Below are 371 nucleotides of genomic sequence, written 5' to 3' on the forward strand. Positions count from 1 at the left end.
CATCCTCTGGAACTCGCAGGCGCCAATACCGTCCAGGCTTCACCCACACCACTGAATTCGCGTTGAGCTTTCGAAAGGCGGTGAGCAGTGAGGTGGAAAGGACAACATTCCCGTCGGCGTTTTCCCGAAGGAACTCGTCGCTACCTGCTTTAACTAAGTGATCCACTACGTCGACTTGGTACAGACAGCCCTCAGCTTTTAGAGCTGCTTGCATCCACTCCGTGGCCTCATCAATCCTCTCTTCTCATCCTCTGGGACCGGATCAAGCATTTCTTCGGCAAAGAAGCCCACTTCAAGCTTCTTTCCGGCAAACCACTTACACCGGTAGCTCGCACCTGGCGGCCCGCTGTGCACCTCGTACACGGCCATGT

1 protein-coding gene is annotated in these 371 nt (G+C 55.3%); it reads right to left on the reverse strand.

What is annotated here, in order from left to right; translation table 11 throughout:
- On the reverse strand, nucleotides 1-214 hold a 214-nt coding region (locus KVS69_RS18965), incomplete at its 3' end, for a hypothetical protein (RefSeq protein ID WP_217539517.1).
- Nucleotides 215-371: the final 157 nt, after the last annotated feature.

This window comes from Stenotrophomonas sp. GbtcB23 (assembly GCF_019091045.1).
In the GTDB taxonomy this organism is placed as follows: Bacteria; Pseudomonadota; Gammaproteobacteria; order Xanthomonadales; family Xanthomonadaceae; genus Stenotrophomonas; species Stenotrophomonas rhizophila_A.